Raw genomic sequence first — 24,972 nt, forward strand, 5'->3', positions numbered from 1 at the left:
TTAGAGGGTCTGACCCAGAGCCAGCGGCTCGAGTCGCGCGAGAGTCTCAGATAGGTCGGGATAGTGCGGATGTATAGTCTGCAATAATTGCATCGCCTCAAAGGCATCAGCTGGACGCCCGATCGTTTCCAGCACCACGCCAAGGCCATAGATCGCCTCATAGTGCTGCGGGTTTAGGGCCAAAGCGTGCTCTAGGTCAGAGATCGCCATGCCATAATAGCCCATGCGCACAAAGGCGCCAGCGCGACTGACCCAGCCCTCGGCAAACTCGGGCGCATGATCTGTCAGAGCCGACAGGTGATCCACGGCGGCGTCCAACTCTCCGCGTTCCAACGCATCCAGCCCCCGTTTGAGCAATAAATCAGCAGACGCGGACCCAGATTGCCGCCATAGCAATTCGATCTCGCCCGAAATACGTTGCGCTTGAACGGCGTCCGCACCACGCAGGTCCTGCATCAGATCGTCCAGGCGATCCTGAGCAAAGGCCACACCAGAAAGTGGCAGCAAAACACCTGCCGCGACGGCAAGTTTAACAATATGTGGTAAGCGAACCATAACGGTCATAAATGTAACCTGAACCGAAGGATTTACCAGCCTTCAGTATATCACTTCTAAGAAAGGTCGGACAATGAGCGACATCGTATCCAAGGCCGTCGAGGCCCTGACTGAAAAACTGGGCGGCGACGCGTTCGACGGCTCTGCAAAATTCGAGATCGAGGGCGAAGGCTCTATCGTCATCGACGGCGACGGCGTGCGCGCTGACGACAGCGAAACAGACGTGACCCTGACCGCCGATGCAGAGACATTTCAGGAAATTCTCGAAGGCGAACTCAACCCAACCGCAGCCTTCATGGGAGGCCGCCTGTCCGTTGACGGCGACATGGGTATGGCCATGAAACTCGGGTCGGTCCTGAGCTGATGGCTTTGGCGTCCGCACCTTACCACGCATCGATCCCCAACGAGCCTGTCGCACAGGCCTATTGGGGCAAAGCTGCGGACGGCATCAACATTCGGGTCGCCCACTGGGCGGTCCCAGACAGCAAGGGAACGATTTTGATGTTCCCCGGCCGGTCGGAATATATCGAAAAATACGCCGTGACCGCCGGCGACTTTGCCGAACATGGCTATGGCATGTTCGCAATTGACTGGCGCGGTCAGGGCCTTGCCGACCGGTTGGTCAACAACCCGCTTGCGGGCTATATCGCCGACTTTGCTGACTATCAGAAAGATCTGGCTGCAGCGCGTGAGATTGCGGTCGAACTGGATCTGCCCAAGCCGTGGTATCTGTTGGGTCATTCCATGGGCGGCTGTATCGGGCTGCGCGCCCTGCTCATGGGGCTGCCCGTCAAGGCCGCCGCGTTTTCCGGGCCCATGTGGGGGCTTGGATCGACGCCTTTGGTGCGCACCTTCGGCAAATGGCTGGGTTGCGCCGTGTCAGCCGTGGGCCAGGGGCATCTTTTTGCACCGGGCGCCAGCGACAAGATCTATGTGCTGGAAGACCCCTTTGAAGAAAACCTGCTAACCACGGACCGCGCCATGTATGTCCGCATGCAAGAACAGGCCCGCGCCAACCCAGAGTTGATGATTGCAGGCTTCACATACCGCTGGGCATACGAGGCTCTGAAAGAATGCGCGCGCCTCAAGAAAGCCCCCTCGCCCGACATTCCCTGTTTCACCATTCTGGGCACGGACGAAGACATCGTGAACCCGCTTGGCGTCACAGACCGCATGGACCGCTGGCCCAATGGCACCCTCATGATGATCGACAAGGGACAGCACGAAGTCCTGATGGACAGCGCCGCCATGCGTGGACCGGCAATTGCCGGCATGGCAGCCCTCTTTGGTCAACACGTCTAAGTCAGCGAGGCGCAATTCCCGCTTGCGCCCCTTGCACCCACCTGCCCGCTCTGCCTATCTGTCACGTAACACAGTTCACAGACGAGGCCCTCATGTTCACACTGCCCTTCCCGTTGCGCGACGCAAATGCCAGCTCTGGCAGCGAGAACCTCGGCGATTTGCCGGAATGGGATCTTAGCGATCTGTACACAGCACCCGACGCGCCCGAACTTGAGGCAGATCTGGCGTTCCTTGAGCAGGAATGCAGCGCCTTTGCCGCGGACTACGAAGGCAAGCTGAACACGCTGAGTGCCGAAGACATGCTGACCTGCATTCATCGCAACGAAAAGATCAGCCAGGTGTCTGGCCGCATCATGTCCTATGCAGGGCTGCGGTATTATCAGATGACCATCGACGCCGAACGCGCTCAGTTCATGGCCAACTGTCAGGAACAGCTGACGCATTTCTCGACGCCGCTGGTGTTCTTCACACTGGAACTGAACCGGCTTGAGGACGACCATCTGGACGGCCTCATGGCCCAAAACGCAGATCTGGCACGCTATAAGCCTGTCCTGGATCGCATCCGCGCGCTGAAATCGCACCAACTGTCTGATGAGATGGAGAAATTCCTGCACGACATGGGGGTCGTTGGCGACGCATGGGAACGCTTGTTTGACGAAACCATTGCGGGACTGGAATTCAACATGGAGGGCGAGACCCTCAACATCGAAGCCACTCTGAACTTCCTGACGGACCCAGAACGCTCCAAACGCGAGGCCGCGGCGCGCGAAGTTGCACGGGTGCTGGGCGCGAACATCAAAACCTTTGCCCGCGTTCACAACACACAGGCCAAAGAAAAAGAGGTCATGGACCGCTGGCGCAGCATGCCAACCGCGCAAACCGGTCGGCATCTGTCAAACCACGTGGAACCCGAAGTCGTCGAGGCCCTGCGCAACGCAGTGGTCGCGGCCTATCCAAAACTCAGCCACCGTTACTATGAATTGAAGCGCAAATGGCTGGGGCTCGACACAATGCAGGTCTGGGACCGCAACGCGCCCCTGCCCATGGATGATCCGCGCATCGTTGACTGGGACGAAGCGCGCAAGACCGTCTCTGACGCCTATGCAGCCTTTGATCCCCGCATGGCAGAGCTGGCAGAACCATTCTTCACAGACGGCTGGATCGACGCAGGTGTCAAGCCCGGCAAAGCTCCGGGTGCGTTTGCGCATCCAACGGTCACGAACGTGCACCCCTATGTGATGCTGAACTATCTGGGCAAACCGCGTGACGTCATGACCTTGGCGCATGAACTTGGCCATGGCGTGCATCAGGTTCTGGCAGCCGATCAGGGCGAAATGCTCTCTTCAACGCCATTGACGCTGGCTGAAACTGCCTCGGTCTTTGGCGAAATGCTAACTTTCCGTAAAATGCTGGATGCTGCGGAAACGCAAGAACAGCGCAAAGTGCTTCTGGCAGGCAAAGTCGAAGACATGATCAACACGGTTGTCCGCCAGATCGCGTTTTATGACTTTGAATGCAAACTCCACGCCGCGCGCCGCGACAGCGAATTGACGCCAGAAGACATCAATGCGCTCTGGATGTCCGTGCAGGCCGAGTCGCTTGGGCCAGCCTTCGAGTTCATGGAGGGTTATGAAACCTTCTGGGCCTATATCCCGCATTTCGTGCATTCGCCTTTCTATGTCTATGCTTATGCCTTTGGCGACGGCCTCGTGAATGCGCTCTATGCGGTCTATGCAGAAGGCGACGAAGGCTTTGAAGAGAAGTACTTCGACATGCTCAAAGCCGGTGGCTCAAAACACCATAAAGAGCTGCTTGCCCCCTTCGGTCTGGACGCATCAGATCCGAAATTCTGGGACAAGGGCCTAAGCATGATTTCCGACATGATCGACGAGCTTGAGGCCATGGAAGACTAATCGCGCCTGCGCGCGATGCCTTTGGCGAGAGTATTTGGGACAAGATGAAAAGCCTTTCTCTTGCCCCAAATATCCTGGGGTGAAGCCCGCACGGGCTGAGGGGCGACGCCCCTATTTCAACTGACTGTCTTTAGAGCCGCGTCGATTGATGCCACCCCGCGCTTGAAACGACTGATCCCGGTCTTGCTGGCACTCAATGCACAGTTTTACGCCAGGCAAAGCGACCCGCCGTTTTTCAGGGATCTCTTCTTCACATTCAGCACAATGGGTCAGGCTGTCCCCCACCGGCGCTTGGCGCGCTTTCATGCGCGCCAGTTCGTCAGATATTGACGCCTCGATCTGTTCGCTCACTGCGCCATCGCGCGCCCATCCGCCAGCCATCGACACCTCCGCTTTCACATCAGATCCTATTGCAGGCAGGCGCGTTTGCGCAAGATTGCTTAAATCTCTGTTCCCACAGCAAAAACCTGATCAATCATCGCCTGCGTGCCGCGCGAGAATTCCAGCGGGACGGGATAAGCTTCGCCTGTGCGCAGCGCGTGACCGAAGGCCTGAACCTGGAGTTTATAGTGATCATCCGCAGGGAAGCGATGGGTTGTCACCATGCCGCCTCCGGTATGGCCCACGGCATGGACTTCGACACGCGCCTCGCCAAACACCCGGGCATTGAAAGGGGCGGTCAGGCGGATAAAGCCTTTTTCGCCGTGAAACGACATGTCCTGATAGGGATGCATCCGCGTGCTGACATATGCCGAGTACAGCGCATCACCAAAGCGGCCCTGCACATCGGCGATCACATCCACACCGTTTTCAAACCGCAGCCGCGCCGAGATATCAGTGGCCTCAAGTCCGGTTACAAATCGTGTCGCGCCAAAGACATACACCCCGATGTCGCGCAGCCCGCCACCGCCTGTTTCAGGGCGGTTGCGGATGTTGCCGGTGTCGGCCCGATTGTCAAAAGAGAACTTACCGCTGACATGGGTCAACTTGCCAATGGCGCCGTCCTGAACCAGATCACGTGCCAAAAGCCATTGCGGGTGGTGCACGATCATATAGGCCTCGGCCGCCAACAGCCCAGTGGCATCACGCGCCGCGATCAGGTGATCGAACTCGGCCTCTTTCAGTGCAATCGGCTTTTCACACAGCACATGTTTGCCCGCTTTCAGGGCCTTCAGAGTCCATTCCACATGCATGTGGTTGGGCAGCGGAATATAGACCGCATCGATGTCGGGATCATTCAGAAGGTCATCGTAGGACAGATGCACCTTCAGATCAGGGCACCAGGTCTGAAACGGGGCCGCCTTTTCCATTGACGAGGTGGCCAACGCCGCGAATACCGCGTTGTCGGCCGCGTGGATCGCTGGCGCCATATAGTTCAGCGCGAATTTCGACGCGCCCAGCACGCCCCATCTTACAGGTGTCATCTCTGCCCCTTAGGTCTATGTTGGCGCAAACACACTACATGGACAGGGGCAGAGGTAAAGGCTTAGTCGCGTTGACTTGCCTTATCCCAAGGAAAGGGTTTCACGTCGGTATTGCCGGTTTGAAACGCGACCACATCTTTCGTCCATTCGCTTAGATCCCGCCCGACGTCGGCAATCAATTCATTGCGACGCCCGGCAAACAGATACCAGCCAAACTGAAGCACCGTCGCAAGCGCCAGCAGTGTCTCCGCGACCCCAAATAGGATCAGAAACACCAGCATGTGCAACCCGCGTTTCCAGGCGCCGCTTTTAGGTTTCTGCGTGTCAGAATAAGTATGGTGGCTTGTGTCAGTCATGGCATCCCCCGATGTCAAAAAAACAGATCTCGTACCGAGCCAGATGGTCTCTGGCTCGGGGTATTCAGCTTCAATGAAAATGCGCTTACGCGACGGTCAGCATGCCTTTGCTTTGCGCCAATTCGCGCATACGCAGCTGAAGCTTTTCAAAGGCGCGAACTTCGATCTGACGAATGCGTTCGCGGCTTACGTCGTATTGCCCGCTCAGGTCTTCAAGCGTGACGGCCTGATCCTGAAGGCGACGCTGGATTAGAATGTCCTTCTCGCGATCGTTCAGCACATCCATGGCTTCAGCCAAAAGCTCGCGACGGGCTTCAAGCTCGTCTTTGGCCTCATAGTCAGCAGCCTGATCGGCGTCCTCGTCTTCCAGCCAGTCCTGCCACTGCATGGTGCCTTCGCCCTCGGACCCAACGGTCGCGTTCAGCGAGGCATCGCCACCGGACAGGCGCCGGTTCATCGAGATGACTTCGTCTTCGGTGACCCCCAGATCATGCGCGATCTGAGCGACGTTTTCCGGAAGCAGGTCGCCCTCTTCCAAGGCACCGATACGGGCTTTCGCCTTGCGCAGGTTGAAGAACAGCTTCTTCTGAGCGCTCGTCGTGCCCAGTTTCACCAAAGACCAGGACCGCAGGATATATTCCTGAATGCTGGCGCGAATCCACCACATGGCATAGGTCGCCAAACGGAACCCTTTTTCCGGGTCAAACCGTTTCACAGCCTGCATCAGGCCCACGTTGGCTTCGGAAATTACTTCGGCCTGAGGCAACCCATAGCCGCGATAGCCCATGGCAATTTTAGCAGCCAGACGCAGATGGCTTGTCACCATCTTATGGGCCGCCTTGGTGTCTTCTTTTTCGACCCAGGCTTTGGCCAGCATGTATTCTTCTTCCGGCTCCAAGAGCGGGAATTTCCGGATCTCTTGCATATACCGATTGAGACCACCTTCCGGTGTCGGCGCTGGCAAGTTTGCGTAGTTGCTCATGTCCTGTCCCCCATAATGTTTAAACGCTTAACATCCAGATAGGAACGGCTGTATCGCGTTTCAAGCGGGTTAGATTGAAATTCTTTAGAGAGTATGAACGCACCGCTGGCTAAACTGAAAGTCACGGGCCGGTGTGCTCACACAGACGTGCAATTTGTGTCATTTACCCAGGCATATGAAAAGCGAAACTTCCATGCATTCCCGCATATAGCTTGCGCATTTTTACATGGGTTGGCAGGTCCGAAAACCCGTGGGTTGCGTGAACTTAAAAAGAACTATACGTGAACATTAAGGGAATATCAAGGGAATCACAGGCCTATGGCACTTACGCATGTCCTCTTTGATTGGGATGGAACTCTGGCCAGAACACTGGACCTGTGGCTGTTGGGCAATCAGCGGGCCTTTGAAACACGGGGCTATGATTTTGACCCCGAAACCATCGTGCGCGAGTTTTTTCACAACCATGATACCGTGCCAGATCGCTATCCACATATGGATTTCCCGAGTATTGCGGCCGAAGTGCGCAGCTTCGTAATGCGGAACCTGCCGAATGTGGCGCTGTATGAGGATGCGGTAACCGTTTTGGACGCCTGTCGTGCGCGGGGTCTGACGATCAGTCTGGTAAGTTCCAGCGCGCGGGGTCTCTTGGAAACAGGCTTGGATGCGCATAGTCTGGGCACGCGCTTTGGCTCCACGATTGCGGGCGATGACGGCTTTGGGCACAAACCCGACACGCGCCCCTTTCGTGAAACCCTCCGGCGTGTTGGGGCAACACCCAAAGAAACGCTGGTGATCGGAGACTCTCATGTCGACATCGACGCAGGCCGCGCAATGGGCTGTCGGACCTGTCTTTTTGCACCGGAGCCAAATCGGCTGTTTCACGATCATGCGGCGAGCTTGGCAAAACAGCCCGACCACGTGGTCGAAAACTGGCCCAGCGTCTTGGAGCTGATCTAAGCTTTCGGGCGCCCCAGCGCAGCAATCAGGCGCCCCATATCCTCTGGCATTGGCGCCTCAAACCGGATCGCCTCGCCTGTCACCGGATGGTCAAACCCCAAAACCGCAGCATGCAACGCCTGCCGCTCAAAGGCGCGGGCGGCCTGTATGCCTTGCGTGCTCAGCGCTTTCTCAGAGAGCTTTCGTTTGCCACCATAGGTCGGATCCCCGATCAAACTGTGGCCCGCATGGGTCAAGTGAACGCGAATTTGATGGGTTCGGCCGGTTTCCAGCCAACATTCCACCAACGACGCCACATGCGGTGCGCCATAGGTTTCCACGATCCGTGTGCGCGTGACCGCGTGACGTCCGCCCTCAAACAAAACCGCCTGTTTCTGGCGATCGGTTTTGTGGCGGGCAAGCTGAGTCGTGATCTTCATGATATTGCCGGATTCAAAATTCACTCCGCGCACGCCCCGCAGACGCGGATCATTGGCATCCGGCACACCGTAAACAACCGCGCGATAGTAACGCTCGACCGTGTGTTTCTCGAATTGCTTGGCCAGACCATGGTGCGCACGATCAGATTTCGCGACCACCAAAAGGCCAGACGTCTCTTTATCAATGCGATGCACGATCCCTGGACGTTTCGCGCCACCCACACCAGAAAGACTCTCACCGCAGTGATGCAGCAAGGCGTTCACCAGCGTGCCACTCGGCGTACCTGGGGCCGGATGTACCACCATGCCCGCAGGCTTGTTGATCACGATCAGGTCCTCATCCTCAAAAATCACGTCCAGCGCGATGTCTTCGGGGCCAATGTGGCTCTCATCAGCGACAGGCACGGTGATCGAAACCTCGGCGCCCTCTGCAATCTTGACCTTGGGATCCGTGACCACCACACCATTCACCAGAACAGCGCCCTGCTCCAGCAACTTGGCCAGACGCGTGCGGCTCAGCGCAGCTTCTGCTGGCACATCGCGGGCCAAAGCCTTATCAAGACGCGCGGGCGGATTTTCCCCGATCTGAAATGCAACGCGAGCAGACGACATGGATGACACTCCTGAACCGGTTGAACCGGCCAACCTGCGGTTTCTGCGCCAGCTGATTACGGTGCTGACTGTGGTGATGATTGGCGGGCTTGTAGTCGTGGTCGGCCTGCTTGTCACCCGTTTCTATAGCTCGGGCCCCGAGATGCCTGACAGCATCACCCTGCCCGACGGCACCGAAGCAACCGCATTCACCCGCGGCGACACATGGTATGCGGTGGTCACCGCAGACAATCAGATCCTGATCTTTGATGCCGTGACCGGCCAGCTCAAACAAACCATCGCCGTGGAATAGTAGGCTTCAACCCGCTTGGCCTTCGCTAATTCGCCCAGGTTCATCAGACAAGCAAACAGCAGACTTTCTCTTGCAGGAAATATCCCCGCCGGAGGCATCCAAGCCCGCAACCGACCACACCGATAGTTTTGAGAGAAATGGTACCGCCTCCCCGGCTCGAACGGGGGACCTCTTGATCCACAATCAAGCGCTCTAACCTACTGAGCTAAGGCGGCACGTTGGTGGAGGCTGACTTAGGCTGTTCGGCAAAGACCGTCAAGCGGCATTTAGATCATTCTGAACGGTTTTTTGTAAGAACGATCAGGGCCAGCCCCAGTCCCACCGCCCCCAGGACCTGTGGGGTGATGACATTCACCAGAACCGATATATTGGCGATCACCGAGATCACGAAATCGCCGGAATGCTCTCCCAACAACAAATAGACCAGCACCACAAAGCCCAGAAAGACGAATCCTGTCTCTGTTACCTGGCGAAACACGCGTTGAACCGAAGACATGAGGTCTGAAAATCTGTTCATGGGAATGGCCCTTTTGTCGGAACTGCTGGGAGAGCGAGAGGTCAGGCTTTAAACAACCAGAGAACAACGCCAAGCGAGATCAGACCCGCGAGTCCTGCGTTGCCAAGCTGTGAGACCAGTGCCGTGATATTTCCAACGACATCCCCCAGGAATGCCATGTTGGACGGCCCGACCAACAACGATGCCACAATCGCCAACGCCAATAGGGCGATGAAGATTTCGGTAATCGAAGCGATCGCCTTCTTCATATTGTCAAACATCTTTAGTCCCTCTTTTTATTCCGCGGCAGCAAGTATGGTCACGCTTTGCAGCGGAGGTTCCGTGTGACCGCGTCAAATTGTCGTAGGCGGATTTCCGCTGGGTCAACAAAATATTGAGGGTATCGCCTATATTTTGTGCATTTTGAAATTTACAGCCCATAAATATGCAAATATTCGTAAGATAATTACGCTGCATTCGCGAAATCTAAAGGACTAGGGTGCAGATTCGAATCGTCTGAACCGCTGTTTGCGACTGCCCCCCAAAGCCCAACGCCTCTTCCTGAGGCCAAAAAGTCGGCATTCAAGAATTTCGCGTGAATACATTCAGAAAATGGAAATCCAAGCTAGATATTATCTGGCTGGGCAGGCTAGGCTCAGGCTCAGGTCACTAAAGGGCTTTCGAATGACACTAACAAATGCGCTGTCTAAGGCGCTTACAAAGACCCGACGCAAAAAGTTGGCCAATAAAATTTTCGACCATTACAGCGGTGTTGTGCAACGCGGACCGTTTCGGGGCTTGCAACTTCAGGGCGATTCCAACGTCTCTCGTGGCCCGCTGGCTCTCAAGATTTTCGGATTGTATGAACATCAAGTGGTCGAAGAGCTTTCGGCCGCTGCTCCATTCGGGGACCTCGTGAACCTTGGGGCCGCAGACGGATACATGTCGCTCGGTCCCAGATATGGCAACCTATGCCAGCGCTCCATTTGCTTTGAAATGACCAAACAAGGGCGCGAGGCCGTGCGGCTTAACGCAGAGCGCAATGAGGTTGCGGACACCACGATCATCAGGGGAATTGCTGACGAAACGCTCTTGGATCAACTGCACAAAGAAAACGTGGATTTCTCGAATGCTGTCATTCTCTGCGATATCGAGGGGGCGGAATTCGATGTCCTGACCTCTGACGTTTTGAACGCCGTGAAAGGCGCCAAAATCATTGTCGAGCTGCACGACCGGTTGATGGACGGCGCGGAGGAACTTCGCCAAGCGTTGATTGACCGCATTCCAACCGGATGCACACACCGCCTCATCACTGCAGATGCCGTTTCATTCGCCGGCATTGAACATCTTGAACGCATGCACGACCTTGACCGTTCGCTTGTTTTGTCGGAAGGACGTAAAGTCATCGGCGAATGGCTGGTAATCGAACCGGAATAAAGGTCAGAACATGGGCATCAACACAGAACGCGACGTAGAGGCGAACCTTCAGATTGGTCCGACGGATCAGGGTTTCGTTCGTATCTTTATTGAGGCGGGTGGCGTTGAGATCCCTATGGATTTTGACCCAGACGAGGCCGACGAAATCGCCGAGGAAATCAGGGCCGCTGCGGAAACCGCGCGTAAAATGGACAAATAGTCCCTCTATTCCGGAAACGCCGAAAGTTTTGGGTCGCGGTACCTTTGCAAACGGCGGGCTGAATCCATTGCAAATTTCTGAATGATTTTCTTTCGGCGCGCGGGGGCCAGTTTCACCTCGGGCGCCATGCGTACGATTTCCGCGTCATAGGCATCTGCGATCAACAAACCGGTTTCTTCGGGCAACAGCTCGGTTGGAAACTCTGTGTCCACCGCCCAAAAGTAACGGTCGCACCATTCCAGATACCCTTCCCATTTGGTGTCGCTCTGAAAATCGGCACGACTGGATTTGCACTCAATCACCCAGATCTCGCCTTTCGGGCCCAGCGCAAGCACGTCGACACGCTTGCCGCGTTCTGGCACAAACTCCTCCAGACCGACAAAGCCCAGCGCCCGCAGGTGCCGCGAGACGCCACGTGCCAGAAGTTGGCCGGGCTGCATTTCAGAATCCGTTAAAATACCCATGCGACAAAAGTGAACAATTCGTGAACAAAAATCAACCCTCCTTGCACTGCCCTGCCCAACGCCCTAGGTAAGCCCTTGGCGGGTTCTGCCCTTCTCGTGATACGGTTGCATTCCGGTGGCCTTAAGCAATTCCGAGGGAGCTGGCTCTGTCTGGATCCTGGTCCAGTTACCTGGCGCCCACCTGTATATACAGGTCCTCGGGAATGAGATAACCCCACGGTTGCGATTGCGGGCCCGCCACACTTGAATTGACATCGCCGTCATGGTCATCTGCGCAAAACAACACACAGGCACAGATATGACATCCTTCTTCAAGCTTTTCGCAGCCGCTTCGCTTTTGACCCTTGCAGGCTGCGGCGTGCCTCTTATTCCCGGCATCTAGGCAAAGACAAAGGCGCTTGCCTGCGGCGCGCACCGGCTCTTAAGCTCTGACAGAGAGCAGGAGGTGCGCATGTCCGATATCAAAGAGTTTGCCCGTGCAGATGTGCTTGCGCGCATGTCCGAGTATTCGGATTGGTGCCGGCAGATCTGGGATTTTGGCGAAACCGCGTGGCGGGAATATCAGAGTGCTGCGTTTTACACCGATCTGCTCAAGCGCGAAGGGTTTGACGTAGAGGTTGGCAGCGCCGGTATGCCCACCGCGTTCTGCGCGACTTGGTCCAATGGGGACGGTCCGACAATTGGCGGCTATGCGGAATATGACGGCATTCCCGGCAACTGTCAGGCCGCCGAGCCGCGCAAAGCGCCGCGCGCGGGGTTGTCTGAACACGCAGGCGGTCACACTGACCCACATTCGGCACTTGGCATATCGTCTCTTGCAGGATTTCTGGCGACAAAAGCCGCCATGGAAAAACACGGGATCGGCGGGCGCCTGAAGTTTTTTGGCGAGCCTGCGGAAAAGCTGCGCGGCTCAAAACCATTGCACGCAGCGGCCGGATATTACGACGACCTCGATGCCGCCTTGTCATTTCACCCCTTCTATATGGCTCCGCTGTGCAACACCGTGCGGTGGGACACACATTGTGGCGCGGCCTATGGGGTGATCTATGAGTTTACATGCGAGGCCCCCGAAACCTGGATGGCCAGTGCCGATGGATCGCCCATCCCTGCCAGCCATGCCGACGCACGCGCGCCCGGCGCGACGGACGCACTGGTGCAAATGTATATGAACGCCAAGGCGTTGCGCGATCATATCATGGCACCGGGCCAAAGTTGGTCTATGAACGAAACGATCCTCAGCCACGGACAGGCGACGGCTGACAACATCCCGGCGCAAGTCGCGCAGATCCAGTATTTCATTCGCATCTCGGAAATCAGCGACGCGGACCACATCATAGCCGGACTGGACCATATTGCAGACCAAGCGGCCAAGCTTTGCCATTGCAATTGGCGCAGGCATTGGGTGGCCAAATCAAGGCCCGGCCTGGCCAACCATGCGCTAGCACGCGCAACTTACGAAAACCTGTCAGCGGTTGGGGCCCCTCGATGGGGCGAGGACGCAAAGGGTTTTGCGCGCGCAATCCAGAAAAACCTTGGTATTCCTGCAATGGACGCGCCGTTTCTTCCGATGACGGAAACCTTGACGTCCCCCGAAGAGGCCGAGGCAAAGCTGCGCGCCACCCTCCCCCCCAGCCAGAAAAACTTCACGTCTGATGATTACACGGAATACTGCTGGCACGCCCCCACCGTGCGCCTTTACGTGGGGCGTCCGGCCCTGAAAGCGCCCGAAGGCAAGGCCTATCCTGCCTGGGCCATGAACGCGTTGGGCGGTGATCCGGCCTGTATCGACCCGATGATCGAAGTCGCCGCGCAGATCCTTGCCATGACAGCGCTGGATTGCCTGACCGATCCGGATCTTTTGGCGCGCGCAACGGCGGAGTTTAACGAACGCACAGGCGGCGGCATTGGCGGGACGCGCTGGATTGCGCCACTTGCGGACTATGCGCCGCCCCTGCATTTCCGTTGGCCTGAGTACATCACAACAGAGCGTGGCCGAGATTGGGTGATCCCAACGCGACCAGATTCGTAACCTGCGCCCAAAGCACCCGAAACCTGCCGCCAAGACCTCTCAAAAGCCGCGCATTTTTTGTGTTCGGGGCGCTCTGGGGCACTCGCTTCTTTCCCTTGCTCAAAGCATCCGCTAAACACGCCACGATATACGAATAGACCGCATGTAGGATCATCATCATGGCGATGGAAAAAACCTTTAACGCTGCCGAGGCTGAAAGCCGCCTGTTCTCTGCCTGGGAAGAGGCCGGATGCTTCAAAGCGGGCGCGAATGCCAAGCCCGAAGCCTCTTCTTATTGCATCATGATCCCACCCCCGAACGTCACAGGCGTTCTGCACATGGGGCACGCGTTCAACAACACGCTTCAAGACATTCTGATCCGCTGGAAACGCATGCAGGGCTTTGACACTTTGTGGCAACCTGGCACCGACCACGCGGGCATTGCCACGCAGATGGTTGTCGAACGCCGCTTGGCCGAAGCAGGCGAGCCCGGACGCCGCGATCTTGGGCGTGAGAAGTTCCTCGAAAAAGTCTGGGATTGGAAGGCGCAATCCGGCGGCACCATCATCAATCAGCTGAAGCGCCTTGGTGCGAGCTGTGATTTCGACCGCACCGCCTTTACCATGTCCGGCGCGCCGGGTGCGCCTGCGGATGAAGCAGGCGGCAATTTCCATGACGCGGTCATCAAGGTCTTTGTAGACATGTACAACAAAGGCCTGATCTATCGCGGCAAACGGCTGGTGAACTGGGATCCCCATTTCGAAACCGCGATTTCCGATCTTGAGGTCGAGAACATCGAAGTCGCAGGCCACATGTGGCACTTCAAATACCCCCTCGCGGATGGGGTGACCTATGAGTATGTGGAAAAGGACGAGGACGGCAATGTCATCCTGTCCGAGACCCGCGACTATATCTCGATTGCCACCACCCGCCCCGAAACCATGCTGGGCGATGGCGCGGTGGCTGTGCACCCAAGCGATGAACGCTATGCGCCCATCGTCGGCAAGCTCTGCGAAATTCCGGTAGGCCCGAAAGAGCATCGCCGTCTGATCCCGATCATCACCGACGAATACCCAGATCCCGACTTCGGCTCGGGCGCAGTGAAAATCACCGGTGCGCACGACTTCAACGACTATCAGGTCGCAAAGCGTGGCAGCATTCCGATGTACCGTTTGATGGACACCAAAGGCGGTATGCGCGCAGACGGTGCCCCCTATGGCGACGAGGCGGCTAAGGCTCAGGCGCATGCGCAGGGGGCCGAGTTCACCGAAACCGAAGTCGACGCGATCAACCTTGTGCCTGACGACATCCGAGGCCTCGACCGATTTGAGGCCCGCAAGCGCGTCGTGCAGCAAATCACCGACGAAGGCCTTGCGGTCATGACGACCCAGACCAAAACCGTCAAAGACGACGACGGCAACGAGTCTGAGGTCACCGAGACCGTGCCAATGGTGGAAAACAAACCGATCATGCAGCCGTTTGGCGACCGCTCTAAAGTGGTGATCGAGCCGATGCTGACCGACCAGTGGTTTGTGGAAACAGACAAGATCGTTGGCCCCGCGCTGGACGCGGTGCGCAGCGGCAAGGTTAAGATCCTGCCAGAAAGCGGTGAAAAGGTTTACTACAACTGGCTGGAAAACATCGAGCCATGGTGTATCTCGCGCCAGCTTTGGTGGGGGCACCAGATACCGGTCTGGTATGGCCCGCAAAAGGCGACGCTTGAGGATCCGGAAGCAGACTATGCGCCCTATGTGGCTTTCTGCGCGGCAACCGAAGAAGAGGTCGCGGCAAAGGCCAAGGAATACTACGGCGCGGACATCGGGATTGATTTCAATCGCGGCGAAGACGAGCTGCACACGTCCACATGGGACGAAGGCGATGGCAACAAAGGCGTGTCCCTGTTCCGCGATCCTGACGTTCTGGACACATGGTTCTCGTCCGGCCTTTGGCCGATTGGCACCCTTGGGTGGCCAAGCAACACGCAGGACATGGCGAAGTATTTCCCAACCTCGACACTGGTCACCGGCCAAGACATCCTGTTCTTCTGGGTGGCGCGCATGATGATGATGCAGCTGGCCGTCGTGGACGATATTCCGTTTGATACGGTTTACCTGCATGGCCTCGTCAGGGATGCCAAAGGCAAGAAGATGTCCAAGTCCACTGGCAACGTCATGGACCCGCTGGATATCATTGACGAATACGGTGCCGACGCCCTGCGCTTTAGCTCTGCGGCAATGGCGGCGCTTGGTGGCGTGTTGAAACTCGACATGAAACGCATCGAGGGCTATCGCAACTTCGGCACCAAGCTTTGGAATGCCGTGCGTTTTGCCGAGATGAACGACGTTTATGCAGCGGGCGCACCCAGCCGCGCTGTTCCGCAGGCTTCGGCCACGGTGAACCAATGGATCATCGGCGAGGTCGCCAAAACCCGCGAAACCGTGGACGCGGCCCTCGAGGGGTTCCGGTTCAACGACGCAGCCAACGCGCTCTATGCCTTCACATGGGGCAAGGTCTGTGACTGGTACGTAGAATTTGCCAAACCGTTGCTGAACTCGGATGACGATGCAATCAAGGCAGAAACCCGCGCGACGATGGGTTGGGTTCTGGATCAATGTATGATCCTGCTGCATCCTATCATGCCGTTCATCACCGAAGAACTGTGGGGGCAAACCGCCCAGCGCGACACTCTGTTGGTGCACGAAGACTGGCCAACATATGGCGCGGACCTCGTGAACTCTGACGCGGACCGCGAGATGAACTGGGTCATTCAAACCATCGAAGCCACCCGTTCAACCCGCGCGCAGATGAACGTGCCTGCAGGCTCCAAGATCCCGATGGTTGTCACGGACATCACAGATGTGAATGATGCGGCCTTTAAGGCCAACGAAGCCTTGATCTTTAAGCTGGCCCGCGTCGAAAGCCTGACCTCTGTTGCCACCTTCCCAAAAGGCACGGCAACCATCGCCGTGGATGGCGCGACATTTGGTTTGCCGCTGGAAGGCGTCATTGATGTGGCCGCGGAAAAAGCCCGTCTGGAAAAATCGCTGGGCAAACTGGCCAAAGAACTTGGCGGGCTGCGCGGTCGTCTGAACAATCCAAAGTTCGCGGCCTCCGCACCCGAAGAAGTTGTGGCCGAAGCGAAAGCCAATCTGGCCGCCCGCGAGGAAGAGGAAGCCAAGCTCAATGACGCGCTCAGCCGCCTCGCCGAGCTGGACTAAATCAAGCAACGCCCGCGTCTGACGCGGGCGTTTGCTTTTCCAGATGGCCTTCCGCCGGGCACGGTCATCAGTTTGTAAAACCACAAGCCCACGGCCAACGGAAAGGCCCCAATATGGCGAAGTCCCCGTTTCTGAGCACCCGTGCCACGATTTACCTTGGTGGCGTCACCGCAATCTCTGCGAGTGCCACAGACATCTCTCTGCCTGCAACCGGCGTCATCGCGCGGGACTATGCGGTCGCGGAATCCCAAGGCGCGCTGCTGATCGGCGCTTATCTGATTGCCTATGGCGTGGGGCAACTGTTCTGGGGCCTGTTTTCCGATGCCTATGGGCGGAAATTCGCGCTGCAACTGTCGCTTGTGGCCTTTGCCATCACCAGTTTCGCCTGCGCCCTAGCGCCAAGCTTTACGTGGCTGGTGGTCTTGCGCGCCTTGCAAGGCATGTCCGCAGGCGCGCCCGTGATTTGCCGCGCCATGGTGCGGGACGTGGCGACAGGCACCCGCGCGGCCCGCATTCTGGCGGTCTTAGCTGCGGTGCTAACGGTCTCGACCATGATCGCCCCAATCCTTGGCTCTGGCCTGTTGATCCTGTTTGCGTGGCCCGCGATCTTCTATGCTCTGGCGCTCTTTTCGATGGGCTATATCCTTTATACCGCGCGCTATATCCCAGACACAGAGGCACCGCGCCGCCCGGAACGCTTTTCTTTTGAGTTCGTCCTGCCCAATGCCCGCCGACTATTTGGCATGTCGGCCTTTTTCGTCCCGATGCTGCAGGGCGGGTTTGTTTTTGCAGGCTATGCGGGGATGTTGTCGACCGGCGCGATCCTGACTGAATCTGTCTATGGAGTGGATCCCGAAGCCTTTGGCGCCCTGTTTGCATTTGCCGCCCTCAGCAACACCGCAGGTGCATTGCTGACCCGTCGCCTGCTGGGAGGCTATACGTTGCCGCAAGTGAACAGGTTGGCTGTCATTGCCACCGGTGTCGCCGCCACCGCAAGCTGTGCCCTCTTGTTCTTTACGCCAAGCCTGCCGGTCTTTTGGGCCGTGATCTGCATCTATGTATTCTCCTTTGGCATGATCCTTCCGACGTCCAACACAATGGCCATGGACCCGGCCGGCGACATGCCCGGATTTGCGGCGTCCCTCATTGGGTCGGTGCAGGTGTCGCTTGGAGCGCTCGGCTCGGCCCTAGCTGCACTGGCCTTTACGCAAAGCCATCACAGCGTCCCACTTCTGATGGCCATATTCGGCGCGATGACCGTTGTAACGAGCTTTTTCAAACCCGCGCCCAAAAACCCATAACAAAGGCTGCGGTCAAAACTTAGGGGGGCGTTTCTGCATATTTGCCATAACGACCTCCATCTGCTCGGGTTTGCCGATCAGACTGGCCTGCACGCGGCTTTCTTCCAAAAGCACATCGGCCACAGACGCGCCGCTTTCAGCAAAATCAATCAACGCTTTGGCCGCGCGCATGGCGGATGGGCTTTTTCCTGCAATCTCCGTGGCCAGCTCTTGGGCGCGCGCAAGCGGGTCTTCGGCCAGCTCGGTGACCAGCCCCATACGCTGCGCGTCGTCTGCCAGTATGGGCTCGGCGGTATAGATCAGTTTGCGCATGTCATCTGAGCGCATCAGGTTGGGCAAAACCACCATGCCGCCCATATCAGGGATCAGTCCCCACTTCATTTCCATGATCGACAGTTTCGTCTGGGGGGCGGCAATCCGTATGTCTGCGCCCAAAGCAATCTGCATCCCGCCGCCGTAACAGACCCCATGCAGCGCGGCGATGACCGGCACCTCAAGCTCTCGCCAGACCGTACAAACCCGCTGAAAGGTATTGGACATTCCATGGGTACGCGGCATCAACAAAGCCTCGGGGTCTTGGCCCGCAAAGCCCGCAAAACTCATGACATCCAGCCCCGCGCAAAAGGCATCGCCTTCGCCAGAAACAACAACCGCACGCAGCCCCTCTTTACCCCTCAGGTTTTCTCCGGCCTCGATGATCCCGTCCAGCATCGCCTGATCCAGCGCATTCATCTTGTCGCCCCGTGTCAGCGTGACATGAGCAATATGATTGGCAAATTCGACAGATACGCGCGGCATAGCATCCTCCTGGTTACGCTCCGACTATCCGGGGAAAATCACCACATGACGAGTCCTACGTTGCGGCAAGCCCCTTGTTCATTCCGCCGCAATCCGCTTTTCTCCGCCCATGAAAACACCTCGCTACACTGACCTTGTTGCCAGCCTGCCGGCCACCGTGCCCTTCGTCGGCCCCGAAACCCAAGAACGCGCAATGAAACGCCCCTTTGCGGCGCGACTTGGGGCGAACGAAAACATCTTTGGCCCAAGTCCCAAAGCAATCGCAGCCATGGTGCAGGCGGCTCAGGACATCTGGATGTACGGGGATCCGGAAAACCACGACCTGCGGCATGCGCTGGCGGATTTTCATGCGGTGGATCCCGAAAATATCGTTGTTGGCGAGGGGATCGACGGGCTGCTGGGCTATCTGACCCGTATGCTGATCGCCCCCGGCGATGTCGTTGTGACCTCGCTTGGGGCCTATCCAACGTTCAACTACCATGTTGCAGGCTTTGGCGGGGTTTTGGAAACCGTTCCCTATCAGGACGATCACGAAGATCTGGCCGCGCTGATCAAGCGCGCGCAGAACACGGGCGCAAAGCTGATCTATTTCGCCAATCCCGACAATCCAATGGGAAGCTGGCACAGCGGGCAGGATATCGTCGCTCAGTTTGATGCGATCCCCGAGGGGTGTCTGCTTATTCTGGACGAAGCCTATGTCGAGCTGGCGCCCGAAGGCACCGCCGCCGTCTATGACGTCGAGCATCCGCGTGTGATCCGTATGCGCACGTTTTCTAAAGGTTACGGTATGGCGGGTGCACGGGTTGGCTATGCGATGGGGACGAAAGCCTTGATCAAAAGCTTTGACAAGATCCGCAACCACTTTGGCATGAACCGCGCCAGTCAGGCAGCCGCATTGGCGGCCCTTCACGATCAAGACTGGCTTGCGCAGACACGCACACAAGTTGCAGACGCACGAAAAACGATTGCCCAGATCGCAAGCGACAACGGGCTGACCGCCCTGCCCTCGGCGACAAATTTCGTCGCCATCGACTGCCATCAGGACGGCGCCTATGCCAAAGCCCTGCTTGCTGCCCTTGTTGAGCGCGGGATTTTCGTGCGCATGCCTTTCGTCACGCCCCAAGACCGCTCTATTCGCCTAAGCTGCGGTCGCCCCGAGGATCTTGCGCATGTCGCCAAGGCGCTGCCCGCGGCGATAAAGTCACTCTCCTAGATCTCACGAAAAGGTGCCCTCGATTTGCGCGCGATCTCGGCTAGAGTTCTAGGCAGAGGTTTGGACATCGAAAGCGCTGCTATGAAAGGCCCTATGACATCTGCACCAGATTATCGCGTCGCCTGTCTTTGGATGGGCTTTGTGAATCTGTTGATGGTGTTTGTGACCATCTGGGCAGTATGGGGATTGGTGGCTGTCGGCATGCTGGCCTATGCGATGCACCTTGGCATCAATCGCCTCGCGCTGCGAAAAGCAAACCGCGAGGCGAAATTCAGGGACCACTAGGCGCCTTCGGCAACAACCTGCGCCGCAGCAGACAACGCGCCTTTTCCGTGCGGAATGTTCAGAGCGATCATCGCCGCCTCGACCGTCCCGAGCATGCCCAACACCATATGCGCATTCATATGGCCCATATGCCCAAAGCGGAAAAAGCCCTCGCCCTTCGGGTCTTCCTGCGTCGACATGCCAAGGCCGATACCAAGAGTCACGCCGGCTTTCTGTTCAAGCCAATTGCGCAGATCAACCGCAGCTGGCGCACCCAGATGTGCTGATGTCACCGCATGGGATCGGTTGGTCTGATCCCTGACGTTCAGTTGCATCGGACCTTCAGAGCCCCAAACCTCGACCGCGGCCCAGATTGCCCGCGCCAGGATTTCGTGCCGCCGCCAGTTCGCCTCGAGACCTTCTTCAAAGATCATGTCCAGTGCTTCGCGCAAGCCAAACAGATGATGCGTCGGCGCGGTGCCATTGAAATATTTGTAATAGGCATCAGGCGTCGCGCGCGGTGTCCAATCCCAATATTCGCTGACGGCCTCGACAGTGGCACGCACCGCCGCAGCCCGATCGTTGAAAAACACAAAGCCAACACCCGGCGGCACCATCAGCCCCTTTTGGCTGGCAGAGATCGCCATATCGACACCCATGGCGTCCATTTCAAACCGGTCACACCCCATAGAGGCGATGCAATCCACCCCCAACAAAGCCGGGTGCCCGCAGTCGTCCAATATCCCGCGCAGCACACGTGGATCGGTTTTTATGGAACTGGAGGTGTCCACATGGGTCACCAGAACCGCCTTGATTTTATGGTCGGTGTCCGCCTGCAACTTTGCCTTGATCTGATCCATATCCATGGGCTGCAGATGCGGAAAATCCATATAGTCGACAGTAACACCAATGCTACGCGCCATATTGGCCCAGCCTTTACCAAACTGACCAACCGACGGCACCAACACGGTATCACCCGGCGACAGGATGTTGCGCAAAGCCGCCTCCCAGACGCCGTGGCCATTGGCGATATACATCGCGACATGATGCTCGGTGCCCGCCACGCGCTTGAGGTCTTTGGCGATGCTTTCCGTCATCGTCACGATTTCGCCGGCATAAATATTGGGCGCGCCGCAGTGCATGGCTTGCAGCACACGATCAGGCATCACCGACGGACCTGGAATTGCCAAATATGGCCGACCTTCTGACAGACTCATTACTAGACCTCGCAACCTTGTCGGGCCACTTAAGCCTGTCGCGAAATCCTTGTCGAGCAGGTTTATTCCGGTGTCAAAAAAGCCGCGCAAAGACCCGGCGTTTCGCCCATTTCCTCCCGTTGTTCTGACGACGCGCTGCCACTTTGATTGTGTGAGCTGTCTGGCCAGTCCCTTGCCAGTATGCGCAAGACTCTCTACACCACCTCTCATTCAGGCTCTCCATGGGCCGCCCCACGTAAGAGCGCCCATGTCCGACACGCCCCAGCACCCGCCACAAGCTCCGCATGTGCGTATGCCACCAAACCCTTGGTTGCTGTTTGCGGAATACGGCTTGCGCGCCACGCTTATCTTGGATTGGAAAGATCACGGGATCCTGCGACGGGTCTGGTTCAATTTCGAAGAAATCGCACCGGGTGTTTTCCGCTCGAACCAACCCAGCCATCGTCGGTTTGCCGCTTTGAAAAAGCGCGGGATCACCACCGTCTTGAACCTTAGAGGGTCCGGCCCCACGATCCCACATCGCACAGCAAAGGCCAGTTGCGATGCGCTTGAACTTGACGTGGTCTCGATGGGGTTCTCGGCACGATCTGCGCCTGACCGTGCCACATTGCTGGCCATTATCGACGCGCTGAAATCCACGCCGCGCCCCTTTGTGATGCATTGCAAATCTGGCGCCGACCGCACCGGGTTTGCCTCGGCTCTTTATCTCAATATTGTGATGCAGGAACCGATGCAGTCCGCGATGCGGATGCTTGCGGTCAAATATGTTCACCTGAAATGGACCAAGACGGGCATTCTGGATTACATCCTAAACAGCTACATCGCGCGCAACCGGCGTTCTGAAATCTCATTTGAAGAATGGGCCGCAAGCGAATACGATCATCAGGCGCTCCAGACAGCGTTCAACAACGGGGCCTCGATCACCGCGTGACAGACACACCTGAGAAGACCGCAGGATCTGCGCCCGACGCCGGCCAGAACAGCCGTCAGCTTTTAGGCTGGCTGTGGCGCAATTTCCTTCGAAAGCACATTGGCTATCTGCTGATGGCCTTGGTGTTCATGACCATCGAAGGCTCTATGCTCGGGGCACTTGCCCGCATGATGCAGCCGATGTTTGATGATGTCTTCTTGCAGGGCAACACGGACACGTTGTCGTGGGTCGGGCTGGTTATCATGGGCGTCTTTGTTGCCCGGGCCTTGTCTTCGATAGGCCAAAAGGTCTTGTTGACTCTGATCTCACAGCGCACCGCCGCAGAGTTGCGGACGCGTCTTCTGGACAAGCTGATGCGTCAGGATATGTCCTTTCACCAACAGCACCCTCCGGGGTATCTGATCCAGCGTTTGCAGACGGATGTCATGCAGATCAACAATGTCTGGAACACGGTTCTGACCGGTGCAGGACGTGACTTCATCGGCCTGTTGGTTCTTCTGGGCGTCGCCGTCAGCGTCGATTGGCGCTGGACGTTGGTGGCCTGCATTGGCACGCCCGTCTTGGTGCTGCCGTCTGTGCTTGTGCAAAAATTCGTACGCCGCCGCGCCCGCGAAGCGCGTGATCTGGGCGCGCGACTGGCCACACGGCTGGACGAGATCTTTCACGGCATCATTCCAGTCAAACTCAATCGGCTAGAGGATTATCAGTCCCGCCAGTTCCGCGACCTGACAGGCTCGCTTGTGACCACCGAAGTGCGCTCGGCAACCGGTGCCGCGACCATTCCCGGATTGATCGATATCATGGCGGGTCTCGGATTTCTGGGAGTTCTGTTCTATGGCGGCTCTGAAATCATCGCGGGCGAAAAGACCATTGGCGAATTCATGACCTTCTTCACGGCGCTTGGGTTTGCCTTTGAACCGTTGCGCCGTCTGGGGGCCATCAGCGGCCAGTGGCAGATTGCGGCAGCCTCGATTGAACGCCTGCGCGAATTGCTCGAGGCGGAGCCCGCGCTAAAATCCCCACCCAAGCCGGTGAAATCTCCCAGCAAAGATCTGGCCATCCGCTTTGACGATGTTCACCTGTCCTACGGCGACGCCAAGGTCCTCACCGGCACCAGTTTCACCGCAGAGGCCGGCAAAACCACCGCAATTGTTGGCGCATCAGGGGCTGGGAAATCCACGCTGTTTAACGTTCTGACGCGACTTGTTGATCCCGACAAGGGCGCGGCAACGGTCGGCTCGGTTGCGACCAATGACATGAGCCTGTCAGGGCTGCGCGATCTGTTCTCGGTTGTCAGCCAGGATGCGATGCTGTTTGACGAAACCCTGCGCGAAAACATCCTTCTGGGCCGCAACAATGTCACCGAACGCCAACTGGCGCAGGTGCTTGATGCGGCGCATGTCAGCGACTTTGTCAAAAAGCTGCCGGATGGATTGGACACGCGTGTTGGCCCCCGTGGGTCGGGGCTGTCTGGCGGGCAACGTCAGCGTGTGGTCATCGCGCGCGCCCTGCTGCGCAACACGCCGATCCTGTTGCTGGACGAGGCGACATCGGCGCTGGATGCACAATCTGAGGTGCTGGTGCAGGAAGCCTTGGACAAGCTTTCTAAAGGGCGCACAACGCTGGTGATTGCACACCGCCTGTCCACAGTGCGCGAAGCTGACAAAATCGTCGTGATGGACAAAGGCCGCGTTGTTGAAGAAGGCAGCCACGAAGATCTTTTGGACAGAAACGGGCTTTACGCCGACCTGCATGCGTTGCAATTCGCAAGCGACGGCCCAACGGCCGAAGAACGCGCGCGTCAGAATGCATCCCGCAGCGAGGTCGCGCTCACCGAAGCCAAACCCGGTTTTATCGCGCGCCTGTTGTCTCGTCTGCCAAAGCTCTGATTATTTACGATAACTTTCAGCCAACTGCTCGGGCGACGCCCCCAGCAAATAGCGCAGCAACGTCACAAGGTTTCGGCTGCCCCGCTTAAGCCAGCCTGCGCGCTCATAGCGCTCCCAACTGGTCAGGGCTACGCAGGACATCGGCGTGAGCTTGCCGCGCAGCGCGCGCGCAATGGCGACATCCTCCATCAGCGGAATCTCAGGGTATCCGCCAACCTCTAAATACGCCACGCGCGAGATCAGCAAACCCTGATCCCCATAAGGCAACCCAAACAGCACGGACCGCAGATTTGCCCACGCTGCAACCCACTTAGGCCCCACACCTCTCGCATTGAACCGCAGACGGAAATACCCGGCGTTTTCAGATTTCATATGCGCGGCGACATGGTCTGACCACCCCGCCTCAAGCACTGTATCCGCGTGCAAAAACAGCAGCCAGTCGCCCTTGGCTGCTGCGGCCCCACGCCTCAGCTGGCCACCGCGCGACGGCGGGCCAGTCACCAAATCGCACCCGGCCTCATCCGCGATATCAGCGGTGCGGTCTTGCGAGCCTGCGTCACTGACGATCACCTCGCGGATCAGCCCAGCGGACAGGCCTTCCATCAGCGCTTCAAGCGTCGCAGCCAGACCTGCTTCGGCATTCAGCGTCGGGATTACAATTGTGAGTGGAGCGCGCACGTTTCCCCCTTTTGCACGGGCAGGCACTCTCTATATTATCCTTACCA

The 24,972-nt window shown here is 57.6% G+C and carries 26 protein-coding genes and 1 tRNA gene; 14 read left to right on the forward strand and 13 right to left on the reverse strand.

Translation table 11 applies throughout. From position 1 onward, the window contains the following. Window positions 1-564 carry a tetratricopeptide repeat protein gene (locus tag ACEQWH_RS05410; RefSeq protein ID WP_370228694.1) on the reverse strand — a complete coding sequence of 188 codons (564 nt, stop codon included), beginning with the start codon at window positions 562-564 and terminating at the stop codon, window positions 1-3. A gap of 64 nt (window positions 565-628) precedes the next feature. Between ACEQWH_RS05410 and ACEQWH_RS05415 the strand changes: the two genes are divergently transcribed. The 3 genes from ACEQWH_RS05415 to ACEQWH_RS05425 all read left to right on the forward strand — a co-directional run bounded on the left by ACEQWH_RS05415 (window position 629) and on the right by ACEQWH_RS05425 (window position 3,770). Next, window positions 629-919 carry an SCP2 sterol-binding domain-containing protein gene (locus ACEQWH_RS05415; protein ID WP_370228696.1) on the forward strand — a complete coding sequence of 97 codons (291 nt, stop codon included), beginning with the start codon at window positions 629-631 and terminating at the stop codon, window positions 917-919. Continuing rightward, entirely contained in the window at window positions 919-1,857 is a 939-nt protein-coding gene (locus tag ACEQWH_RS05420; protein WP_370228698.1) for an alpha/beta fold hydrolase, read from the forward strand. The genes ACEQWH_RS05415 and ACEQWH_RS05420 overlap by 1 nt, the downstream gene beginning before the upstream one ends. A 92-nt stretch (window positions 1,858-1,949) precedes the next feature. Further along, the gene (locus ACEQWH_RS05425; RefSeq protein WP_370228700.1) at window positions 1,950-3,770 is read left to right on the forward strand and encodes a M3 family oligoendopeptidase; all 1,821 of its coding nucleotides are present in this window, start codon (window positions 1,950-1,952) and stop codon (window positions 3,768-3,770) included. A gap of 111 nt (window positions 3,771-3,881) precedes the next feature. Here the strand turns inward: ACEQWH_RS05425 and ACEQWH_RS05430 are convergent, their stop codons facing one another. The 4 genes from ACEQWH_RS05430 to rpoH all read right to left on the reverse strand — a co-directional run bounded on the left by ACEQWH_RS05430 (window position 3,882) and on the right by rpoH (window position 6,532). Next, window positions 3,882-4,151, reverse strand: coding sequence for a DksA/TraR family C4-type zinc finger protein (locus ACEQWH_RS05430; protein ID WP_370228702.1), 270 nt, complete (start codon window positions 4,149-4,151; stop codon window positions 3,882-3,884). A gap of 59 nt (window positions 4,152-4,210) precedes the next feature. Continuing rightward, window positions 4,211-5,194 carry a Gfo/Idh/MocA family protein gene (locus ACEQWH_RS05435; protein WP_370228704.1) on the reverse strand — a complete coding sequence of 328 codons (984 nt, stop codon included), beginning with the start codon at window positions 5,192-5,194 and terminating at the stop codon, window positions 4,211-4,213. Window positions 5,195-5,256: 62 nt separating this feature from the next. Further along, a complete protein-coding gene (locus ACEQWH_RS05440) occupies window positions 5,257-5,550 on the reverse strand; it encodes a DUF4389 domain-containing protein (protein WP_370228705.1) in 294 nt (97 codons plus the stop codon). Between the two features lie 85 nt (window positions 5,551-5,635). Then, complete coding sequence (gene rpoH / locus ACEQWH_RS05445; protein WP_370228707.1) at window positions 5,636-6,532, reverse strand: RNA polymerase sigma factor RpoH; 897 nt, start codon at window positions 6,530-6,532, stop codon at window positions 5,636-5,638. 318 nt (window positions 6,533-6,850) lie between these two features. On the opposite strand from rpoH, the gene ACEQWH_RS05450 reads away from it, so the two are divergent. Continuing rightward, window positions 6,851-7,489: an HAD family hydrolase gene (locus tag ACEQWH_RS05450; protein ID WP_370228709.1), complete on the forward strand. Its 639-nt coding sequence runs from the start codon at window positions 6,851-6,853 to the stop codon at window positions 7,487-7,489. On the opposite strand, the gene ACEQWH_RS05455 is transcribed toward ACEQWH_RS05450, so the two are convergent. Further along, window positions 7,486-8,520 (reverse strand): RluA family pseudouridine synthase, encoded by a 1,035-nt coding sequence (locus ACEQWH_RS05455; protein ID WP_370228710.1) that lies wholly within the window; start codon window positions 8,518-8,520, stop codon window positions 7,486-7,488. The two genes, ACEQWH_RS05450 and ACEQWH_RS05455, sit on opposite strands and share 4 nt — an antisense overlap. Here ACEQWH_RS05455 and ACEQWH_RS05460 point away from each other — a divergent pair. After that, window positions 8,519-8,812: a DUF6476 family protein gene (locus tag ACEQWH_RS05460; RefSeq protein ID WP_370228712.1), complete on the forward strand. Its 294-nt coding sequence runs from the start codon at window positions 8,519-8,521 to the stop codon at window positions 8,810-8,812. The genes ACEQWH_RS05455 and ACEQWH_RS05460 overlap by 2 nt on opposite strands. 138 nt (window positions 8,813-8,950) lie before the next feature. Here ACEQWH_RS05460 and ACEQWH_RS05465 read toward each other — a convergent pair. The 3 genes from ACEQWH_RS05465 to ACEQWH_RS05475 form a co-directional block, all read right to left on the reverse strand. Beyond that, window positions 8,951-9,027: transfer RNA gene (locus ACEQWH_RS05465), tRNA-His, on the reverse strand. A 56-nt stretch (window positions 9,028-9,083) separates the two neighbouring features. Continuing rightward, entirely contained in the window at window positions 9,084-9,329 is a 246-nt protein-coding gene (locus tag ACEQWH_RS05470; RefSeq protein ID WP_370228713.1) for a hypothetical protein, read from the reverse strand. 41 nt (window positions 9,330-9,370) lie between these two features. Next, window positions 9,371-9,589 (reverse strand): hypothetical protein, encoded by a 219-nt coding sequence (locus ACEQWH_RS05475; RefSeq protein ID WP_370228715.1) that lies wholly within the window; start codon window positions 9,587-9,589, stop codon window positions 9,371-9,373. Between the two features lie 403 nt (window positions 9,590-9,992). Between ACEQWH_RS05475 and ACEQWH_RS05480 the strand changes: the two genes are divergently transcribed. Together ACEQWH_RS05480 and ACEQWH_RS05485 are read left to right on the forward strand one after the other, a co-directional pair. After that, window positions 9,993-10,745 carry a hypothetical protein gene (locus ACEQWH_RS05480; RefSeq protein WP_370228716.1) on the forward strand — a complete coding sequence of 251 codons (753 nt, stop codon included), beginning with the start codon at window positions 9,993-9,995 and terminating at the stop codon, window positions 10,743-10,745. 10 nt (window positions 10,746-10,755) lie between these two features. Beyond that, the gene (locus tag ACEQWH_RS05485; RefSeq protein WP_370228717.1) at window positions 10,756-10,944 is read left to right on the forward strand and encodes a DUF6324 family protein; all 189 of its coding nucleotides are present in this window, start codon (window positions 10,756-10,758) and stop codon (window positions 10,942-10,944) included. 5 nt (window positions 10,945-10,949) lie between these two features. Here the strand turns inward: ACEQWH_RS05485 and ACEQWH_RS05490 are convergent, their stop codons facing one another. Further along, window positions 10,950-11,384, reverse strand: coding sequence for an MmcB family DNA repair protein (locus ACEQWH_RS05490; protein ID WP_370228718.1), 435 nt, complete (start codon window positions 11,382-11,384; stop codon window positions 10,950-10,952). 475 nt (window positions 11,385-11,859) lie between these two features. Between ACEQWH_RS05490 and ACEQWH_RS05495 the strand changes: the two genes are divergently transcribed. The 3 genes from ACEQWH_RS05495 to ACEQWH_RS05505 all read left to right on the forward strand — a co-directional run bounded on the left by ACEQWH_RS05495 (window position 11,860) and on the right by ACEQWH_RS05505 (window position 17,935). Beyond that, entirely contained in the window at window positions 11,860-13,437 is a 1,578-nt protein-coding gene (locus ACEQWH_RS05495; RefSeq protein WP_370228720.1) for an amidohydrolase, read from the forward strand. Window positions 13,438-13,595: 158 nt separating this feature from the next. Continuing rightward, complete coding sequence (locus tag ACEQWH_RS05500) at window positions 13,596-16,634, forward strand: valine--tRNA ligase (RefSeq protein WP_370228721.1); 3,039 nt, start codon at window positions 13,596-13,598, stop codon at window positions 16,632-16,634. Window positions 16,635-16,747: 113 nt separating this feature from the next. Further along, complete coding sequence (locus tag ACEQWH_RS05505) at window positions 16,748-17,935, forward strand: MFS transporter (RefSeq protein ID WP_370228724.1); 1,188 nt, start codon at window positions 16,748-16,750, stop codon at window positions 17,933-17,935. Window positions 17,936-17,947: 12 nt separating this feature from the next. On the opposite strand, the gene ACEQWH_RS05510 is transcribed toward ACEQWH_RS05505, so the two are convergent. Then, the gene (locus tag ACEQWH_RS05510) at window positions 17,948-18,733 is read right to left on the reverse strand and encodes a crotonase/enoyl-CoA hydratase family protein (RefSeq protein WP_370228725.1); all 786 of its coding nucleotides are present in this window, start codon (window positions 18,731-18,733) and stop codon (window positions 17,948-17,950) included. Between the two features lie 109 nt (window positions 18,734-18,842). Between ACEQWH_RS05510 and ACEQWH_RS05515 the strand changes: the two genes are divergently transcribed. Next, window positions 18,843-19,946: a pyridoxal phosphate-dependent aminotransferase gene (locus ACEQWH_RS05515; protein ID WP_370228727.1), complete on the forward strand. Its 1,104-nt coding sequence runs from the start codon at window positions 18,843-18,845 to the stop codon at window positions 19,944-19,946. A 93-nt stretch (window positions 19,947-20,039) separates the two neighbouring features. Next, window positions 20,040-20,231 (forward strand): hypothetical protein, encoded by a 192-nt coding sequence (locus tag ACEQWH_RS05520; RefSeq protein ID WP_370228728.1) that lies wholly within the window; start codon window positions 20,040-20,042, stop codon window positions 20,229-20,231. Here the strand turns inward: ACEQWH_RS05520 and ACEQWH_RS05525 are convergent. Beyond that, the gene (locus ACEQWH_RS05525; RefSeq protein WP_370228730.1) at window positions 20,228-21,427 is read right to left on the reverse strand and encodes an alanine--glyoxylate aminotransferase family protein; all 1,200 of its coding nucleotides are present in this window, start codon (window positions 21,425-21,427) and stop codon (window positions 20,228-20,230) included. The two genes, ACEQWH_RS05520 and ACEQWH_RS05525, sit on opposite strands and share 4 nt — an antisense overlap. A 247-nt stretch (window positions 21,428-21,674) precedes the next feature. Here ACEQWH_RS05525 and ACEQWH_RS05530 point away from each other — a divergent pair, with 247 nt between their 5' ends. Together ACEQWH_RS05530 and ACEQWH_RS05535 are read left to right on the forward strand one after the other, a co-directional pair. Beyond that, complete coding sequence (locus tag ACEQWH_RS05530) at window positions 21,675-22,358, forward strand: tyrosine-protein phosphatase (RefSeq protein ID WP_370228732.1); 684 nt, start codon at window positions 21,675-21,677, stop codon at window positions 22,356-22,358. Next, on the forward strand, window positions 22,355-24,247 hold the full coding sequence (locus tag ACEQWH_RS05535; protein WP_370228734.1) for an ABC transporter ATP-binding protein: 1,893 nt from the start codon (window positions 22,355-22,357) through the stop codon (window positions 24,245-24,247). Before ACEQWH_RS05530 ends, ACEQWH_RS05535 begins: the two co-directional genes overlap by 4 nt. On the opposite strand, the gene ACEQWH_RS05540 is transcribed toward ACEQWH_RS05535, so the two are convergent. Next, window positions 24,248-24,925, reverse strand: coding sequence for a TIGR04283 family arsenosugar biosynthesis glycosyltransferase (locus tag ACEQWH_RS05540; RefSeq protein ID WP_370228735.1), 678 nt, complete (start codon window positions 24,923-24,925; stop codon window positions 24,248-24,250). Window positions 24,926-24,972 lie beyond the last annotated feature (47 nt).

The sequence above is a fragment of the Cognatishimia sp. genome (assembly GCF_964229375.1).
GTDB lineage: Bacteria > Pseudomonadota > Alphaproteobacteria > Rhodobacterales > Rhodobacteraceae > Cognatishimia.

Bases quoted from the DNA above. Each gene is read 5' to 3' on its own strand.
- ACEQWH_RS05410 (WP_370228694.1), bottom strand. From the start codon at position 564: ATGACCGTTATGGTTCGCTTACCACATATTGTTAAACTTGCCGTCGCG.
- ACEQWH_RS05415 (WP_370228696.1), top strand. From the start codon at position 629: ATGAGCGACATCGTATCCAAGGCCGTCGAGGCCCTGACTGAAAAACTG.
- ACEQWH_RS05420 (WP_370228698.1), top strand. From the start codon at position 919: ATGGCTTTGGCGTCCGCACCTTACCACGCATCGATCCCCAACGAGCCT.
- ACEQWH_RS05425 (WP_370228700.1), top strand. From the start codon at position 1,950: ATGTTCACACTGCCCTTCCCGTTGCGCGACGCAAATGCCAGCTCTGGC.
- ACEQWH_RS05430 (WP_370228702.1), bottom strand. From the start codon at position 4,151: ATGGCTGGCGGATGGGCGCGCGATGGCGCAGTGAGCGAACAGATCGAG.
- ACEQWH_RS05435 (WP_370228704.1), bottom strand. From the start codon at position 5,194: ATGACACCTGTAAGATGGGGCGTGCTGGGCGCGTCGAAATTCGCGCTG.
- ACEQWH_RS05440 (WP_370228705.1), bottom strand. From the start codon at position 5,550: ATGACTGACACAAGCCACCATACTTATTCTGACACGCAGAAACCTAAA.
- rpoH (WP_370228707.1), bottom strand. From the start codon at position 6,532: ATGAGCAACTACGCAAACTTGCCAGCGCCGACACCGGAAGGTGGTCTC.
- ACEQWH_RS05450 (WP_370228709.1), top strand. From the start codon at position 6,851: ATGGCACTTACGCATGTCCTCTTTGATTGGGATGGAACTCTGGCCAGA.
- ACEQWH_RS05460 (WP_370228712.1), top strand. From the start codon at position 8,519: ATGGATGACACTCCTGAACCGGTTGAACCGGCCAACCTGCGGTTTCTG.
- ACEQWH_RS05455 (WP_370228710.1), bottom strand. From the start codon at position 8,520: ATGTCGTCTGCTCGCGTTGCATTTCAGATCGGGGAAAATCCGCCCGCG.
- ACEQWH_RS05470 (WP_370228713.1), bottom strand. From the start codon at position 9,329: ATGAACAGATTTTCAGACCTCATGTCTTCGGTTCAACGCGTGTTTCGC.
- ACEQWH_RS05475 (WP_370228715.1), bottom strand. From the start codon at position 9,589: ATGTTTGACAATATGAAGAAGGCGATCGCTTCGATTACCGAAATCTTC.
- ACEQWH_RS05480 (WP_370228716.1), top strand. From the start codon at position 9,993: ATGACACTAACAAATGCGCTGTCTAAGGCGCTTACAAAGACCCGACGC.
- ACEQWH_RS05485 (WP_370228717.1), top strand. From the start codon at position 10,756: ATGGGCATCAACACAGAACGCGACGTAGAGGCGAACCTTCAGATTGGT.
- ACEQWH_RS05490 (WP_370228718.1), bottom strand. From the start codon at position 11,384: ATGCAGCCCGGCCAACTTCTGGCACGTGGCGTCTCGCGGCACCTGCGG.
- ACEQWH_RS05495 (WP_370228720.1), top strand. From the start codon at position 11,860: ATGTCCGATATCAAAGAGTTTGCCCGTGCAGATGTGCTTGCGCGCATG.
- ACEQWH_RS05500 (WP_370228721.1), top strand. From the start codon at position 13,596: ATGGCGATGGAAAAAACCTTTAACGCTGCCGAGGCTGAAAGCCGCCTG.
- ACEQWH_RS05505 (WP_370228724.1), top strand. From the start codon at position 16,748: ATGGCGAAGTCCCCGTTTCTGAGCACCCGTGCCACGATTTACCTTGGT.
- ACEQWH_RS05510 (WP_370228725.1), bottom strand. From the start codon at position 18,733: ATGCCGCGCGTATCTGTCGAATTTGCCAATCATATTGCTCATGTCACG.
- ACEQWH_RS05515 (WP_370228727.1), top strand. From the start codon at position 18,843: ATGAAAACACCTCGCTACACTGACCTTGTTGCCAGCCTGCCGGCCACC.
- ACEQWH_RS05520 (WP_370228728.1), top strand. From the start codon at position 20,040: ATGACATCTGCACCAGATTATCGCGTCGCCTGTCTTTGGATGGGCTTT.
- ACEQWH_RS05525 (WP_370228730.1), bottom strand. From the start codon at position 21,427: ATGAGTCTGTCAGAAGGTCGGCCATATTTGGCAATTCCAGGTCCGTCG.
- ACEQWH_RS05530 (WP_370228732.1), top strand. From the start codon at position 21,675: ATGTCCGACACGCCCCAGCACCCGCCACAAGCTCCGCATGTGCGTATG.